The sequence below is a fragment of the Mycolicibacterium hodleri genome (assembly GCF_025822245.1).
Lineage (GTDB): Bacteria > Actinomycetota > Actinomycetes > Mycobacteriales > Mycobacteriaceae > Mycobacterium > Mycobacterium hodleri.
Window position 1 is genome coordinate 169,603 of sequence record NZ_JACKTL010000019.1, and the last position, 16,239, is coordinate 185,841.

12 protein-coding genes are annotated in these 16,239 nt (G+C 70.7%); 7 read left to right on the top strand and 5 right to left on the bottom strand.

Going from position 1 to position 16,239, the window contains the following annotated elements:
• Positions 1–48: 48 nt before the first annotated feature.
• Together H7J06_RS06380 and H7J06_RS06385 are read left to right on the top strand one after the other, a co-directional pair.
• Entirely contained in the window at positions 49–1,830 is a 1,782-nt protein-coding gene (locus tag H7J06_RS06380) for a penicillin-binding transpeptidase domain-containing protein (protein ID WP_264037829.1), read from the top strand.
• Positions 1,831–1,834: 4 nt separating this feature from the next.
• A complete protein-coding gene (locus H7J06_RS06385) occupies positions 1,835–3,079 on the top strand; it encodes a lipase family protein (protein WP_264037830.1) in 1,245 nt (414 codons plus the stop codon).
• Between the two features lie 9 nt (positions 3,080–3,088).
• Here H7J06_RS06385 and H7J06_RS06390 read toward each other — a convergent pair whose 3' ends face one another.
• Positions 3,089–3,865: an SDR family NAD(P)-dependent oxidoreductase gene (locus H7J06_RS06390; protein ID WP_264037831.1), complete on the bottom strand. Its 777-nt coding sequence runs from the start codon at positions 3,863–3,865 to the stop codon at positions 3,089–3,091.
• An 84-nt stretch (positions 3,866–3,949) separates the two neighbouring features.
• Between H7J06_RS06390 and H7J06_RS06395 the strand changes: the two genes are divergently transcribed.
• The 5 genes from H7J06_RS06395 (at position 3,950) to H7J06_RS06415 (ending at position 9,783) form a co-directional block, all read left to right on the top strand.
• On the top strand, positions 3,950–4,801 hold the full coding sequence (locus H7J06_RS06395; RefSeq protein ID WP_264037833.1) for a helix-turn-helix transcriptional regulator: 852 nt from the start codon (positions 3,950–3,952) through the stop codon (positions 4,799–4,801).
• 15 nt (positions 4,802–4,816) lie between these two features.
• Positions 4,817–6,136, top strand: coding sequence for a glycosyltransferase (locus H7J06_RS06400; protein WP_264037834.1), 1,320 nt, complete (start codon positions 4,817–4,819; stop codon positions 6,134–6,136).
• Positions 6,129–7,316 (top strand): glucosamine kinase, encoded by a 1,188-nt coding sequence (locus tag H7J06_RS06405; RefSeq protein WP_264037835.1) that lies wholly within the window; start codon positions 6,129–6,131, stop codon positions 7,314–7,316. Before H7J06_RS06400 ends, H7J06_RS06405 begins: the two co-directional genes overlap by 8 nt.
• A complete protein-coding gene (locus H7J06_RS06410; RefSeq protein ID WP_264037836.1) occupies positions 7,313–8,284 on the top strand; it encodes an SIS domain-containing protein in 972 nt (323 codons plus the stop codon). Before H7J06_RS06405 ends, H7J06_RS06410 begins: the two co-directional genes overlap by 4 nt.
• A 146-nt stretch (positions 8,285–8,430) precedes the next feature.
• Positions 8,431–9,783 carry an HNH endonuclease signature motif containing protein gene (locus tag H7J06_RS06415; RefSeq protein WP_264037837.1) on the top strand — a complete coding sequence of 451 codons (1,353 nt, stop codon included), beginning with the start codon at positions 8,431–8,433 and terminating at the stop codon, positions 9,781–9,783.
• On the opposite strand, the gene H7J06_RS06420 is transcribed toward H7J06_RS06415, so the two are convergent.
• From H7J06_RS06420 to H7J06_RS06435, 4 genes are all read right to left on the bottom strand, one after another.
• Positions 9,780–13,289, bottom strand: coding sequence for an ATP-binding cassette domain-containing protein (locus H7J06_RS06420; RefSeq protein ID WP_264037838.1), 3,510 nt, complete (start codon positions 13,287–13,289; stop codon positions 9,780–9,782). The two genes, H7J06_RS06415 and H7J06_RS06420, sit on opposite strands and share 4 nt — an antisense overlap.
• 79 nt (positions 13,290–13,368) lie before the next feature.
• The gene (locus tag H7J06_RS06425; RefSeq protein ID WP_264037839.1) at positions 13,369–14,514 is read right to left on the bottom strand and encodes a zinc-binding dehydrogenase; all 1,146 of its coding nucleotides are present in this window, start codon (positions 14,512–14,514) and stop codon (positions 13,369–13,371) included.
• 66 nt (positions 14,515–14,580) lie between these two features.
• Positions 14,581–14,859 carry a hypothetical protein gene (locus tag H7J06_RS06430; protein ID WP_264037840.1) on the bottom strand — a complete coding sequence of 93 codons (279 nt, stop codon included), beginning with the start codon at positions 14,857–14,859 and terminating at the stop codon, positions 14,581–14,583.
• 174 nt (positions 14,860–15,033) lie between these two features.
• Positions 15,034–16,239, bottom strand: a 1,206-nt coding sequence (locus H7J06_RS06435) for a cytochrome b (RefSeq protein ID WP_264037841.1), incomplete at its 5' end; no start/stop codon positions are given.

Genomic DNA, 16,239 nt, shown 5'->3' on the forward strand with positions numbered 1-16,239 from the left:
GCGCGGTTGCGCGCCGTCGGCGGGACCCACGGCTAGGCTCGGGGCGTCATGACGAGACGTTGCTTGCCGTGGATTCTGGTCTGCGCCCTACTCTTCGGCTCGACGGGATGTTCGCTGTTCTCCAGCCCCGGCCCGCAAGACGCCCTACGCGCGTTTGCCGATGCGCTCGGGCGCAAGGACGCCTCGGCGGCCGGCGCGACCACCGACGACCAGGGTGCCGCGACCGCCGCGATCACCTCGATGCTCAACGGCATGGGCAAGGACGCCACGCTGACGGTCGGCCTGTCGAAGCCAGGTGACGACGACAAGACCGGACGCCTGGCCTATTCGTGGTCGTTCGGGCCGAACAAGACGCTGACCTACGACGCGACGGCGACCGCCACCCAGTCGGGCGACGACTGGCGGGTGCACTGGGAGACGACGGTGCTCAACCCCAAGCTGCAACCCGGGATGACGTTCCAGTACAGCGACGACAAGAACTTCCTCACCCCGGTCACCGACCGGGACGGACAACCGTTGCTGACGTGGCAGACCATCGGCGTCGTCACCCTGACGCGCGAGCGCCTCGACTCCGCGGCCGCGCTGGCCAACGTCCTGCACGCGTTCGACGACACCATCACCGCGGAGTCGATTGCCGGACAGTTCGCCGCGACGACCGACGATCGGGTGACCGTCGTCAAGCTGCGCCAAGACGACCTCGCGACGGTCCGCGACCAACTCGGGCAGATCGCCGGCGTGTCTGTGGCCGAGCAGGGCGCACTCCTCACGGCCAACCGCGACCTCTCCTCACCGGCGTTGGACGGCATGCAAGCCCTGTGGCAGAAGACGATCGACGCGTCGGCGGGGTGGTCGGTGACGCTGGTTGACGACAAGGGCCAGCCGACCGAACAGCTCGCCTCGACACCGCCCGGCGACACCCCGCCGATCCGCACCACGCTCGACCTCAGATTGCAGTCGTTGGCCCAGCAGGCCGTGGCCAACGAAGCCCGGCCCGCCGTGCTGGTGGCCATGTCGCCGTCGACCGGCGGCATCCTGGCTGCGGCGCAGAACGCGGCGGCCAACGCCCAAGGCCCGATCGCCTTCTCGGGTGCCTACCCGCCGGGGTCGACCTTCAAGACCATCACCACGGCAGCGGCGCTGCAGGCCGGCCTCGCGACGCCGGACACCCCCGAGGCCTGCCCAGGCACGGTGACCGTGGAGAACCGCACCATCCCGAACGAGGACGAATTCGACCTCGGCACCGTGCCGCTGTCGACGGCGTTCGCGAAATCCTGCAACACGACGATGGCGGCGCTGGCCGACCAGCTGCCCGCCGACGCGCTGCCGAAGACGGCGCGCCTGTTCGGCATTGGCGTCGACTACGTCGTCCCCGGCCTGACCACCATCACCGGCAGCGTGCCCAACGCCGACACGCCGGCGCAGAAGGTGGAGAACGGGATCGGCCAGGGCACGGTCACGGTGAGCCCGTTCGGGTTGGCGGTCGCCGAGGCCAGCCTGGGACACGGCTCGACCGTCACGCCGACCCTCGTCGTGGGGCAGACCACGACGGCCGACACACCGTCGCAGCCCATTCCCGGCCCGGTCACCGACGACCTGCGCGCGATGATGCTGCAGACGGTGTCCGACGGCACGGCCACCGCCCTGCAGGACGTTCCGGGTCTCGGCGGCAAGACGGGCACGGCCGAGTTCGGCGACAACACCCATTCCCACGGCTGGTTCGCAGGCATCACCGGCGACATCGCCTTCGCGACACTGGTGGTCGGTGGCGACACGTCCACCCCCGCCGTCGCGGTGTCCGGCGACTTCCTTCGTCCCGCCGTCGCGGGCTGACGTCGTGCCCACCGCACCGTCGCGCCGTCGCGCGCTCTGGATCGGCGTCGCCGTCGCCGCCGTCCTCGGACTGGTCGTGGCGGTGTCACCGCTGGGCTTCGACGTCGTCGGGTCGGCGTGGGGCTCGCGGTCCGACGAGGCGCGGGACGAGCCCGTGCCGGTCGACGGGGCCCGGCTGGGCGGTTCAGAGCCCGGCAGCCTGGTCAGCGCCATGACGCTGTCCAAGTTCATGGCGGCCGCCAACCATCCCGACGTGCGCGCGGCACGGGTGGTCTACCGCTCCACCAACGGCGACACGGGCGCCCAGACCACGGTCTCCGGCGCGGTGTTCACCCCCGGCCGCCCGCCGCCCCCGGGCGGCTGGCCGGTGATCGCGCTCGCGCACGGCACGACGGGGCTCGACGAGGAGTGTGCACCGTCGCTCACCCGCGACCTGTGGGGCCTGTCCCAACCGGTGCTCAATTACCTGGCCAACGGTTACGCCGTCGCCCTGCCCGACTACCAGGGCCTCGGCGAGGAGGGTGGACATCCCTACATGGACTCGAAGACCGCCGGCCTCAACGTGATCGACTCCGTCCGCGCCCTGCGGCAGGCGTTCCCCGGCGTCTCCGACCGGTGGCTGGCCTTCGGCGGGTCTCAGGGCGGCGGTGCGGCATGGGCCGCCGACGAGCTCGCGTCGGCGTACGCCCCGGAGCTCAATCTGGTCGGCGCCGTGGCCAACTCACCCGCGGCCGACCTCACCGGCGTGGTGACCAAGGCCCAGGACGACGCGCTGACCCCCGACCAGATGCCGCTGTTCCTGACCATCGTCGAGTCGGTGGCACGACTGCATCCCGACGTCGACCGCGGCGACTTCCGCTCCGATGCCGCGGCCACCTACTGGGTGCCGCTGCTGTCGTGCAACCCGGACACCAGCACCTACCGCGCCGCCCAGAAGAAGCGCCTCACCCCAAGCGATTTCGCGCCGCGGACGCCCGCCGCCGCGGACCGTCTTCGCGCGGTGCTCTCCGGCTGGGCGCTGCCCCACGGCCCGTTGTCGGCACCGCTGTCGGTGGACTACGGCGCCGCCGACACGTTCGTCGACGCCCAGTGGACCACCGACGCAATCGCCCGCCAGTGCGCTCTCGGCGGGGTGATGCAGTGGGACCTGCAGCCCGGCAAGGGACACGGCGACGTCGACATCGCCAGCCAATTCACCTGGCTGGCCGACAGATTCGCCGGCAAGCCGGCGGTCAACCAGTGCCCGTGACGCTTGCCGTCACACTCGGGCGCCGCCGTCCACCCGCAAGATCGCTCCCGTGACGTAGGACGCCCGGTCGCTCAGCAGCCAGAGGGCGGCCTCCGCGACCTCCTCGGGCTGGGCCGCCCGCCGCAGGGGGGTCGCCGCGTTGAGTCGGTCGACAATCCCGGGACTCGCGGCGTCCCATTCCATGATCATCTCCGTCAGCGTCGATCCCGGCGCGATGGCGTTCACCCGAATTCCCTCCGGGCCGTAGGTGATCGCCGCCGATTCGGTGAGACTGTTGACGGCGCGCTTCATGGCGCCGTAGGACGGCAGCTCCGGGTTGCCCGTCAGACTCCCGACGCTCGAGGTGTTGAGGATCGCACCGGTGCCGGCAGTCGCCCGGATCGCGGCGACCTGCGCCACCATCGCCAGGTAGACCCCCTTGAGGTTGACCTCGTACACCCGGTCGAAGTCGGCCTCGACGACCCCGTCGAGCGGGCCGGGCGGCGAGATCGTCGCCCCGTTGTTGAACGCGACGTCGAGCCTGCCGAAGGCCGCCACGGTCGCGTCGACCGCGGCGCGGACGCTCTGGCCGTCGGCGAGGTCGCACACGACGTACCGGGCGGATCCACCGGTGGCCACGATGTCGTCGGTGACGGCGGCGAGTTGGCTCTCGGTGCGAGCGGCCAGCATGACGTCGGCACCCTCCGTCGCGAACAGGCGAGCCGCGGCCGCTCCGATGCCGCGGCCCGCGCCACTGACGAAGGCGACCTTGTCGGCCAGCAATCCGGTTCTCTGCGTGGTGGTCATGGCTCCACCATGGGGGCGCGGCGCACTGCCAGCCAGGTACCGCTCGTACCTGGCTACGGCGACGGTGCGGCGCACAATGGACGCGTGGACTCCCAAGAGCTCGGTGCGTTCCTGCGCACCCGCCGCGAGCGCATCAGCCCCGCCGACGTCGGGCTGCCCGCGGGCGCCAGGCGCCGCACGCCGGGGTTGCGCCGCGACGAGGTGGCACAGCTGGCCTTCATCTCCACCGAGTACTACACCCGCCTCGAGCAGGCCCGCTCGCCGCATCCCTCCCGCGAAGTGCTGGCCGGGTTGAGCCGCGCGCTGCGGCTCACCGACGCCGAGGGCGACCACCTGCACCGCCTGGCCGGCATCGAGCCCGCCGCCGCACCCGGTCCGCCGCGCGCCGTCCGTCAGAGCATCCTCGATCTGCTGCGGCGTCTGCCCCATGCCGCCGCAATCGTCGTCTCCGCCACCTACGAGGTGCTCGCGTGGAACGACCTGGCGTGCGCGCTGATGGAGGACTTCTCGGCGTTGCCCCGCCGCGATCGCAACCTTGCCCGTCGCGCCTTCCTCGGACCGCATCCCGAGGGCCGACGGCTCTACGGCGTGTCCGACGCCGACGAGTTCGCCAAAACCTGTGCGCTGCAGCTGCGCACGGCGGCGACGCGCTATCCCGACGATCCGGACACCAGTCAGCTAATCGCCGAATTGCACACGGGTAGCCGGGAATTCGCGGCCCTCTGGGACGCCCACGACGTGTGTGCGCGGCCCACGCTCTGCAAGACGTTCACCCATCCGACGGTCGGGCCGATCTCGGTGAACTGCGACGCGCTCGACCTCGCCGACCGCGACCAGCGGGTCGTCATCTACACCGCGGAGCCCGGCTCGCGATCCGAGGAGGCGATGCGTCTGCTCTCGGTCGTGGGCACGCAGCGCATGGACGTGCCGGGCTGAGTATCGTGCCCCAGTATGCCGACACCCCTGACGATCATGTTCTGGCCGGAGTCGGCCTACGGGCCGACGAATCAGTGCATCGGCCTGGCCGCCATTCTGCGCGACCGGGGCCACACGATCGTCTTCGCGGCGGAGAGTTCGTGGGCGGGCAAGTTGGCGCCGCTGGGGTTCGTCGAGGAACTCGTCGACCTGGCGGAGCCGGAGCCGGCCGCAGCCGACGGTGACGCCGACGCCGGGAAGTTCTGGACCGACTTCATCGCCGAGACGGCACCGGAGTTCCGCAAGCCCACCGTCGAACAGCTGGAGTCGTTCGTCGCGCCCACCTACCAGGCGTTGATCGACGGTGCGAAGTACTGCGAGCCACGGCTGCGCGAGATCATCGCCACGCACCGCCCCGACGTCGTCGTCGAGGACAACGTCGTGCTCTTTCCCGCGTTGGTGACCGCGGGGGCGCCGTTCGTGCGCATCGTGTCGTGCAGTCCGTTGGAGGTGCCGGGACCCGGTGTCCCACCGCCCTTCTCGGGGCTGCCGAGCGACGATCCGGCACAGTGGCAGGCCTACCGCGACGAGTTCGACCGGACTCATCGCGCCATGTGGACGGACTTCGACTCGTGGGTTCGGGCTCAGGGCGCCGACGCGCTGCCCGAGCTGGAGTTCATGCCCCGCGACAATGCCGCCAACCTGTACGTCTACCCCGCCGAGGCCGACTACGTCGACGCCCGGCCGCTGGACGAGAGCTGGACCCGGATGGACTCCAGCGTGCGGGAGACCGACGGTGACTACCACGTGCCCGCCGAGGTGGCGGACCGCCCCGAGGACAGCGCCCTGATCTACCTGTCGCTCGGCTCCCTCGGCGGGGCCGACGTGGAACTCATGCGCCGGCTAGTCGAGGTCCTGGGCACCACCCGACACCGCTTCATCGTCAGCAAGGGGCCCCAGGCCGATCAGATCACGTTGCCCGACAACATGGTCGGAGCGCAGATGCTCCCGCAGACCAAGGTCATCCCCCAGGTGGACCTGGTGATCTCCCACGGCGGCAACAACACCACGACCGAGGCGCTGCACTTCGGCAAGCCGCTCATCGTGCTGCCGCTGTTCTGGGATCAATACGAAAACGCCCAGCGCGTCGACGAACTCGGGTTCGGGGTGCGGTTGGACACCTATTCCTTCGCCGACGCCGAGCTGACCGACGCCGTCGAACGGCTGCTCGCCGACACCGACCTGCGGGCCCGGTTGGACGAGATGGGCGCCGCGATCCGTGACCGCGACGGACTACGCGTCGGCGCCGACGTCATCGAGCAGGTCGGCACGCGCCACCGAGACTCGGTTGACTGAGCCCCTGGACGCACTGCCGCTCTCCGAGGGGCGACGTCTCGCGGTGGTCGACGACGGCGCCGGTCTCGCCGCAATCCCTCAGGTGCGCGACGACGACGGACGGTGGCGCCGCGCGCAGCCCGGTGACGGCGTCGCGTCGGCCCTCCTCGAGGTCCTGGCCGCGGGATCGGTGACCCGCGAAGCCTTCTCGGTGCGATCCTGGACGACGCGAACGGCCACCGGCGAGCGGTCGGTCGGCGTCGACCAGACCAACGAGTCGGTCATCGTCGGTGACGTCGCCGTGGTCAAGTGGGCGACTCACCTGCAGGAGGGTCCGCACCCCGCGCCGCGGCGGATCGAGGTGCTCCGCGCGGCCGGCTTCGCCGGCATGCCGACGCCGTGGGGCCTGCTGACCTGGCGAACGCCGACCGGCGCCGACACCGTGGTGGCCTACGTCGACGACTATCTGCCCGACGCGGTCGACGGCTGGACGTGGGCGGTCGACCTCGTGACCGCGGCTGTGCGCGATCGCGAGCCCGGTGCGTTCGCGGCCGCGGCAGCCGACGTGGGTACCGTCGTCGCCGACCTGCACGGCGCGCTGTCGGGCACCGCGACGGTCGCGTCGGGCGCCGACGCCGCGCGGTGGCGTGACGGCGCGGTCGAGACCCTCGACACCGCGGTCCGGCTCGGGCACCCCGGTGTGGTTGCCCGCCGCGCCGAGATCGAGGTGCTGCTGAGCGGGCTCGGCGGGTTGGCGGGCAGCCCGGTCGTCGACGGTCACGGCGACCTGCACGTCGGCCAAGTGCTCTGCAGCCGTGGCCGTTTCGTGGTCACCGACTTCGACGGCAACCCGGTGCTCACCGCACCGGAGCGGATGTTGTCGATCCCCGCGGTGGTCGACGTCGCCGGGATGACCCAGTCACTGGCACACGCCGCGATCGTCGCGGCGAAGTACGCCGCCCTGGACCCGGCGACCCTGGCCGTGGTGTCCGCCGCCGGGCGAACCGCGTTCCTAGAGGCCTACACCCGCCGGCTCCACGAGCTCGGACACGCGGACCTGTTCGACCCGACGCCGCTGCGCGCGTTTCGCGCGCAGCAGGTCCTTCGTGAGATCGTCTACGCCGCACGGCACCTCCCCCGATGGATGTACGTTCCCGACGCGGCGCTGCCCGCTCTCCTCGACGAAGGGACCCCCACGTGAAGCCCGACGGATTCGCCGCCGACCTCAGGCGCAAGCCCGACGTGCTCGGCCGCCTCGCCACGACGCTTGCGGCGGGCAACCCGTGGGCGGAGGTGGTACCTGCCGGCGTCGAGCGCGTGGTGCTGCTCGGCATGGGCTCTTCGGCGTACGCGGGTGGGGTCGCCGCCGCGCGGATGCGCGCCGCGGGGTTGACCGTCACCTCGGAGTTGGCTTCGTCAGCACTGCTTCCCGATTGGGGCGCAGGCACTCTCGTCGTCGCGACGTCGGCCAGCGGCGGCTCGGTCGAGACGCTCGACGCCCTCGACCGTCTGCCCGAGACCGCGTACACGATCGCCCTGACCAACACGGCGGGGTCGGCGATCACCGAACGCTGCCGCGACGTCGTCGAGCTGGCCGCCGAGACCGAGGTCGGCGGCGTGGCCTGCCGCAGCTACCAGCACACCCTGGCTCTGCTGCTGGCGCTGGAGTGCCACCTCACCGGTAAGGACACGGCCGCCCTCGCGGCGTCAGTGGCCGCCGCAGCCGACGGCTCCGCCCATCTCCTGGCCACCGAATCCGACTGGCGGCCGCAGGTTTCCGAGCTGTTGCTCGGCCCGACGGGCACGCACTTCGCCGCGCCCGCGCATCGCTTCTGCTCGGCCCAGCAGGCCGCGCTCATGCTCCGCGAGGGTCCGCGCCTGCCCGCGGTCGGGTGCGAGACCGGGGATTGGAGCCACGTCGACGTCTACCTGACCAAGACCACCGACTACCGGCTCGGGGTCTTCGCGGGCTCGGCGTGGGAGGCGCAGCTGGCGGAGTGGACCACTGCACGCGGCAGCACCGTCGTCGGCATCGGCGGCGACGTCTCTGGCGCGCGGTACCAGCTGCGGTATCCGGGCGACGCCGACGACGACGTCCGCCTGCTCACCGAGGTGCTGGTGGCCGAACTCGTCGCCGCCGGCGCGTGGGATGAGCCCTCCACGTCGTGAGCCGAGCCTTCGTGGACGGCCCGCCGCACTACCAGAATTCTCGCCGGCGTGCCTAAACCATCCACAGGCCGACCTCCCTGAAACCCCCTGTGTCACAGCAGTTTCAGGCCAAATTTCGTGTCGGTGGCTCGTACTAGCGTTCGAGTATGAGTTCGGATCGGGTCACCGCGGCAGTTGCGGCGTACCAGGCTGCCGCGGCCGAACTCCTGGATCGGTCCTTCGAGGAGTTCACCCACCTCGAATTGGTGGAGTTGTTGGGTGAGCTGGAGACGGTGACCTGGCAGCTGCCGACGGTCGGGCATCGGGTGATCGCCCGGCTGCAATGCGAAGCCTCCCCGGTCGAGTTGGGCGCGAAGTCATTGGGGTCGGTGCTGACGCAGCGGTTGCGGATCTCGGGCAAGGAGGTCCGCCGCCGGCTGTCCGAGGCCGAGGATCTCGGGCCGCGGACCACGCTCAACGGGCAGCCGTTGACCCCGAAGCTGGCCCCCACCGCCACCGCGCAGCAGTCCGGGGCGATCGGACCCGAACACGTCACCGAGATTCGGTCGTTTCTGGACAAGCTGCCGACGTGGGTGGACCCCGAGGTTCGGGAGCTCTCGGAGAAGACCCTGGTGGTCGTCGGGTCCGGCACCGGGCCTGAGGAACTCGGCAAGGTGGCCCAGCAGCTGGCCACCGCGATCGACCAGGACGGACCCGAACCCGACGACCGCGACCGGGCGCGGAAACGATCGTTGACGATCGGGCCGCAGCAGGCCGACGGGATGAGCCGCATCACCGGGCTGCTGGATCCCGAAGCCCGCGCGGTGATCGAACCGATCCTCGCGAAGTACGCCGCACCCGGGATGTGCAACCCGGCTGATCACGAACCCCGAATCTCGGGGACACCGTCGCAGGAGCAGATCGACGCCGATGACCGCAGCGTCGGGCAACGCACCCACGACGCGCTCATCGCCCTCGGCCGGTCGGTCCTGTCCTCCGGGGAACTCGGCCAGCAAAACGGCTTACCCGTAACCGTTATCGTCAGCACCACACTGCAAGACCTGGAAGCCGCCCGCGGCAGCGGTGTCACGGGCGGGGGCAGCCTGTTGCCGATGGCGGATCTGATTCGGATGGCCGCCCACGCGCATCATTACTTGGCGGTGTTCGACAAGCACACCAACGAAGCCCTCTACCTCGGCCGCACTAAACGCCTCGCCTCGGCAGGACAGCGGATCGTGCTCCATGCGCGGGACCGTGGGTGCACCAAACCCGGCTGCACGGTGCCTGGGTACGGGGCTCAGGTGCACCACACCACCGGGTGGGCCAAGAACGGGCAGACAAACATCGACGACGTGGTCCTGGCCTGCGGAGCGGACAACCGACTCGCCGAACACGGCTGGACCGTCCAACTCAGAGACGGCGTGGTGGAGTGGATCCCACCGCCGGAGCTCGACGTTGGGCAAGCCCGAATCAACTACCTCCACCACCCCGAACTCCTGCTCACCAAATCGGAGTACTAGGCGGCGAGGTGACTCCACCGTGGCGCCAGCTCGGTCCACGGTCCGCTCGCCGCGACCGCCCCGTCGACCAGCACCACGACCCGGTCCGCCCGGGCCAACGCCGCCCGCTTGGAGGTGGCACCGAGCACCGTGATTCCCCTGGCGCGCAGACTCGTCCACAGCTCGACCTCGGTGGCGGCGTCGAGTGCGCTGGAAACGTCGTCGGCCAGAAGGAGTTCCGGTTCGACCGCCAGCGCCCTGGCGAGCGCCAGCCGCTGCACCTGCCCGCCGGAGAGCCGAACCCCGCGGTGACCGACGACGGCGTCGACCCCGCCGGCCTCGGCGACGTTCGCTCCGAGCCGGGCGTCCTCCACGGCCCGCTCGACGTCGCGGTCGTGGTCGAGGCGCACGTTGTCGGCGAACGTGCCCGACAGCACCAGCGGCACCTGGGCGACGTGCGCGACCTGCCCCGGGCGCAGGAACGTCTGCGCGTCGGCGACGTCGACCCCGTTCCACTGGATCCGGCCGGTGTGGCCCACCAGCCCGCACAGCGTCGAGAGCAGGCTCGACTTTCCCGATCCCACCTGTCCGAGCAACAGGACCAGCTCCCCCGCCGCGACGGTGAGGTGCACGCCCGTGACGCCGCGCGTGCCGTCGTCGTGCACGGCCGACACGTCGACCAGATCGAGGCGCTGCAACGGCGTTCGCGCCACCGGAGGCGGCAAGGGCGCCGTCCCGGCCAGCAGGTCGACGCCCGCGGGAGTGTCCATCAGGTCGGCACCGCCGGCCAGTCTGCTGGTCGCCTGCTGCCAGGCGCGGGTGCCCGGCGCGTCGGTGACGACCGCCCCGGCCACACTGCCGAAGTAGTCGAACCCGGCGACCGCGCCGGAGACGAGCAGAGCCGCCGCCAGATCCCACCCTCCGAGCAGGTAGACGATCCACGCCGCGACGACGCCGAGTTGCACCATCACGACGGGAACCCCGAGGAGGATCGACTGGATGCGGTGCTCGCGGACGGCCGCACCCACGCGGCCGCCGTCGACGCGGTCCAGGTGCGCGCGCACGTCGGCCGTCGCGGCGGCCAGTTTGACGGTCCGGACGCACTCCAGCACCGACACCAGCGACCGGCCGAAGTGGGCGCGGGTGGCCGACGCCGCGGCCGACGAGCGACCGGCGACGGGCCGGCCGGCCACCGACGTCACGGCGGCGGCGACCATCACCAGCAGCAGGATGGCCCCGGCAACGGGCGTGCCGCTGAGGAAGGACGCGACGACCACGATGACCAGGCCGCCGACCACGTCGTTCCACCGGTCCGCGTAGTGCAGGAAGCGGTCGCTGTCGAGCACGCGCGACACCACTTCACCTGGCGGCGTGCTGGCCAGCCGGTGCTGCCGCGTCTGCGCATCGAGCACCGTCATCCGGATGCGCAGCGAGCACGCCGACCACCACGGCAGGAACCGCCGCAGGGCCAGCGCCAGCACCAGCGGCTCGACGACGATGCTGAGTACGACGGCGACGGTGATCAGCGTGGGAGTCCTTCCCTCGCTGAGGCCTTGGACGAGGTGCCCCCACGCGAACCCGCTGATGGCACCGGTCGCACCGACCAGCCCGGACAGCACGAACAGCGAGGCGCCCACCAGGCCCCAGGTGGGATGTGTGCGGACCATGCGGGCAATTCCCCGCGCCAGGCTTGGGCCGCCGTCGACGTCGGGAGGCTCGGGCGTGGCCCCGTGGCGGCGCGCCCCGCCGATGGCCGCGCCGTCGTCGGCGGACGGTGCCACGTCGTCGTCGACGCCGCTGGCCTCCAGCAGCCGCAGGAAGGGCCCGGGGCGAGCGGCGAGTTCCGTGCGCGGACCCTGGTCGACGACGCGGCCGTGGTCGAGCACCACGACGTGATCGGCGCGTGCCACGGTCGAAAGGCGGTGTGCGATCAGGATTCCGGTGCGGTTGGCCAGCAATCGGTCGGCGGCGCGGACCACCCGCGCCTCGGTGAGCGGGTCCATCCGCGCGGTAGCCTCGTCGAGGACGACCACGCGCACCGCGCGGACGAGCAACCGGGCGAAGGCGACGAGCTGCTCCTCCCCCGCGGACAGCGTCGTCCCACCCGGGCCCAGGAGGGTGTCGACGCCGTCGGGCAGGCTGGCCACCCAATCGGTGAGTTCGAGTTCGGCCACCGCGTCGTGCACGCGCTGCCGCGGCAGGTCGGCGAACAGCGCGACGTTCTCGGCGAGGGTGCCGGCGAGGATCTCGGTTCGTTGCGTGACGACGCCGACCGATGCCCGCAACCCCTGCACGTCGAGGTCGAGCACGTCGACTCCGCCGAGGAAGACCGCCCCACGAGCGGGGTCGACGGCGCGCGACACCAGCGACGCGAGAGTCGACTTGCCGGAACCGGTTCGGCCGACCAGGGCGCACGTCGTGCCCGCCGGGATCCGCAGGTCGACGTCGTGCAACACCGGTGGCCCGTCGGCGTAGGCAAAGCTCAGATTGCGCAGCTCGACGTCCACGGCGTCGGCCGAGAGGGCGCGCCCGCCAACGGGTTCGGACTCGGCGACGATCAACTGCCGAAGCCGGATGACCGCACCCATTCCCGCCTGCAGTTCGGGCAGTTGACGCGCGAGTTGTGCGATCTCGCCGACCAGCGTGGCGCTGACCAGGAACAGCGTGATCAGTTGGGCGACGTCGAGGCCGCCGCCTGCGACCAGCGCGACACCGGCGATCACGACGCAGGCGAGCAACACGTGCAGCAGCCCGCCGGCGCGCAGGGTGATTCGCGACTCGATCGCCACCACCGCGCGGAAGCACCGCTGGATGTTGGCCGACAATTCGGCGCACCGGCGCAGGACGAACGCTTGACCAAGGCTGGTGCGCAAGTCATCTCGCGCGGCGATGCCCTCCTCCATGGCCGCGGCGTGGTCGGTCCAGGCGATCTCCTCGACGACCTTGCGCTGGCCGAGCTCGCGCAGCAGGGGCCGGATCGCGAACGTGATCAGCGGGACCACGACGGGAAAGACGATCCAGGCGGGCCACCACGTCAGTCCGGCGACGATCCACATCGGCACCGCGGAGAAAACCGTGCGCATGGCCTCCCACACCTGCCTGCGCACCAGCGACCCGACCTCGTGGGTGTCGTCGTCGACGCGGTCGAGGATCTCGCCGACGGCCTGCTCGGACAGACGTTCCAGCGGCTGGCTCAGCGCGGCGGTGAGCAGGTCGGCCCGCAGTCGGCCCTCGGCCCTGTCGGCGATGCGCGCCCAGACGGTGCGCCCCAGGGTGTCGAGCACGGCGGCACCCAACAGGCATGCCGCGAGCACCCACACCGTCGTCCACACGGGATTGGTCGCCAGCCAGCCGATGACGACGGTGCCCAGCGACTGCAGGACCGCTGCAACCATCATCGCCAGGAGCGCGACGGTGACGCCGGGGCTCTTCAGCCGTCGCCAACCCACGGAGCGGTCGAGGTCGTCGACGGTGCCCACGGTCCGAGCGGCCGGGGAGGTGCCGAGCCGTGTCGTGGTGGTGGTCATCGCGTCGTGGACGGTACTCGTCGCCGGCCCCGCCACGCATCTCCTTTTGGCGGCCGGCCCACCCCCGACCGCCCAGGACTTACGTGGTGACCTGCGGTGTGAGCAGGAACTTTTCGCCTGTCGCGCGCTTGAGGTAGGCGGTGAACGCCTCGGGCGCGAGCATGCCCGCCAGGGAAACCTCGCGATCGTAGGTACTGGCGAACGTCGTGGTGAGTTCGGCGGCCACCCGGGACCGCAACCGTCCGATCGTGTCGGCGCCGGCGTTCTGGAGGAACGGGGTCAGCAGCCACCCGCCGATTCCCCACGCCATGCCGAACTTCCGGTTCAGCGTCGTCGGTCCCGCGTCGAGGGCACCGTAGACGTAGACCTGCTTGTGCACGGTCGAGCCGTAGCGCGAATACCCGGCACCGGTCGCGTTGGCGGCGCGCTCCATGCCGTTGAGGATGTCGCCGGCGATGGTGCCGCCACCGATCGCGTCGAACGCCAGCGTGGCCGAGGTCGCGACCAGTGCCTCGAAGAGGTCGTCGGTGAACGTCGGCGACGACGAATCGCACACGTACACCGCGCCGATCGACCGCAGCAGCTCCTCCTGTTCGGGCTTGCGGACGACGTTCACCAGCGGAATCCCGTCCTCCAGGCAGATCTTCACCAGCATCTGGCCGAGGTTGGACGCCGCCGCCGTGTGAACCAGGGCCGAATGTCCTTCTCGCTCCATGGTTTCCACCATGCCGAGCGCCGTCAGCGGGTTGACGAAGGACGACGCGCCGTCGCGAGCCGGCGTCCCGTCGGGAAGCACCAGGCACGCCGCGGCCTTCGCCACGCGGTACTGCGCGTACATGCCGCCGCCGGCGAGCCCCACCACCTTGCCGAGCAGCGCTCGGGCATCGGCCGACGAACCCGCCGCGACGACGGTGCCCGCCCCCTCGTTGCCCACGAGCAGCGAGTCGTCCAGGCGCGCCTTCAGCGCGTCGAGGGCCTCGGGGGCGATCGGGGCCGTCACGACCGGACGGTCGGGGGTGCCCCCGACCGTGGCGGCGCTCATGTCCGCGGAGGCGACGAGGAGGCCGATGTCGGACGGGTTGATCGGCGCGGCTTCCACGCGGACCAACACCTCGTCGTCGGCGGGGGTGGGGACGGGGACGTCGTGCAGCGAGAGTTCGAGCGTGCCCTGCGCCGTCACCAGCGATCGCAATTCCAGTGCGGTGTCCGGAAGCGTTTCGGTCATGGGTGCTGCCTCGTTCCTGTGGTGGGTCTGCCCTCCCACCTTAGGAACCGTGCCACGGGTTCTGCGTCAGCAGTCCAGTTCTCCCATCGACGCCGAGATGATGTCGAGAGCCGCGGCCACCGAGATCCCCAGGTCGTTCGTCACCATGGGGATGGCGTCCGCGGTGGGCCGGCCGACGCCGACGTACCGGCACACCTTGTAGCCCTCGGTGCGCAGCTGCTGGGTGGTGAGGTACGCGAGCCGCGGCGACAGCTCATTCAGGTAGCCACTCTCGTCGGCGGTGGCCGTTGGCGCGGCCCCGATCGCCACGCCGACTGTGACCGCGACTATCAGCACTAGCTTCACGGGACACCTCCTGGTCTCCGCCACCGTAATTCACCGGGGGTCTTTGCTGGCGGGTTTTCGGCGAAGAGGTGGAGCAGTTCGCTACGCGGCGGCGAGGGGCGGTCGACCATGCCGCCGGCGGACCGGGATGGGGCGTCGATCGATTGCCACCATCCCGGCCCACGGCGTGGTTGCCTAGTGGTGCCCGTTGCTGCCGTTGCCGTTGAAACCGTTGCCGTTGACGCCCTGGCGTTGTTTGAGGGCGGTGATGGCACGGTGTTCGGCGGCGTGCGCGGCCTCGACGAGGGCGGCCTGTTCGCCCTCGGGGTCGGCGTAGAGGAAGTTGCCCGTGCCCGGCGCGCCGGCCGAACCCAGCTTGTTCATCTTCTTGGGCAGCGGAGCGCCCTGGTACTCCAGCGGGATCGGGTGGCCGTGCTCGTCGACCGGACCCAACGGCTGGTGCAACTCGACGTAGGCGCCGTGCGGCAGCCGCTTGAGGATGCCCGTCTCGATGCCGTGCTCGAGAACCGCGCGATCACTGCGCTGCAAGCTGATCGCCCACCGGTAGGTGACGTAGTACACGATCGCGGGCAGCACGACCATCCCGATCCGACCGATCCACGTCGTCGCGTTCAGCGAGATGTGGAACTTCAGCGCGATGATGTCGTTCATCGCCGAGAAGGTCAGCACGATGTACAGCGCGATGGCCATCGCGCCGATCGCGGTGCGCACCGGGGCGTCCCGGGGACGCTGCAGCAGGTTGTGGTGCGCGGTGTCCTTGGAGAACCGCTTCTCCAGGAACGGGTACACGGTCAGCAGGATGAAGACGAGTCCCATCAACAACGCCACCTGCAGCAGGTTGTGGTGCGCGGTGTCCTTGGAGAACCGCTTCTCCAGGAACGGGTACACGGTCAGCAGGATGAAGACGAGTCCCATCAACAACGCCACCGCCACGGCCGCAGGCACGGTGTGGCCCAACGGATACAGCTCCCACGGTGGCCAGATCCGGGCCAGGCCGTCGGTCCACATCATGTAGAAGTCGGGCTGCGAGCCGGCCGAGATCTGGGAGGGCTTGTACGGGCCGAGCTGCCAGATCGGGTTGATCTGCAGCAGCCCGCCCATCAATCCCAGCACCCCGACGGTCATGGCGAAGAACGCGCCGGACTTGACCGCGAACACCGGCATCACGCGGACGCCGACGACGTTGTGTTCGGTGCGGCCGGGGCCGGGGAACTGGGTGTGCTTCTGGAACCAGACCATCGCCAGGTGCACCCCGATCAGGGCCAGGATGATGCCCGGGATCAGCAGGATGTGCAGGGCGTACAGCCGGGGAATGATGATGCTGCCGGGGAAGTCGCCACCGAACAGCGCCCAGTGCAACCAGGTCCCGATCAGCGGCAT

What these genes read in the sequence shown, in the direction of transcription:
- H7J06_RS06380 (WP_264037829.1), top strand. Translation starts at nt 49, where the DNA reads ATGACGAGACGTTGCTTGCCGTGGATTCTGGTCTGCGCCCTACTCTTC.
- H7J06_RS06390 (WP_264037831.1), bottom strand. Translation starts at nt 3,865, where the DNA reads ATGACCACCACGCAGAGAACCGGATTGCTGGCCGACAAGGTCGCCTTC.
- H7J06_RS06400 (WP_264037834.1), top strand. Translation starts at nt 4,817, where the DNA reads ATGCCGACACCCCTGACGATCATGTTCTGGCCGGAGTCGGCCTACGGG.
- H7J06_RS06415 (WP_264037837.1), top strand. Translation starts at nt 8,431, where the DNA reads ATGAGTTCGGATCGGGTCACCGCGGCAGTTGCGGCGTACCAGGCTGCC.
- H7J06_RS06420 (WP_264037838.1), bottom strand. Translation starts at nt 13,289, where the DNA reads ATGACCACCACCACGACACGGCTCGGCACCTCCCCGGCCGCTCGGACC.
- H7J06_RS06425 (WP_264037839.1), bottom strand. Translation starts at nt 14,514, where the DNA reads ATGACCGAAACGCTTCCGGACACCGCACTGGAATTGCGATCGCTGGTG.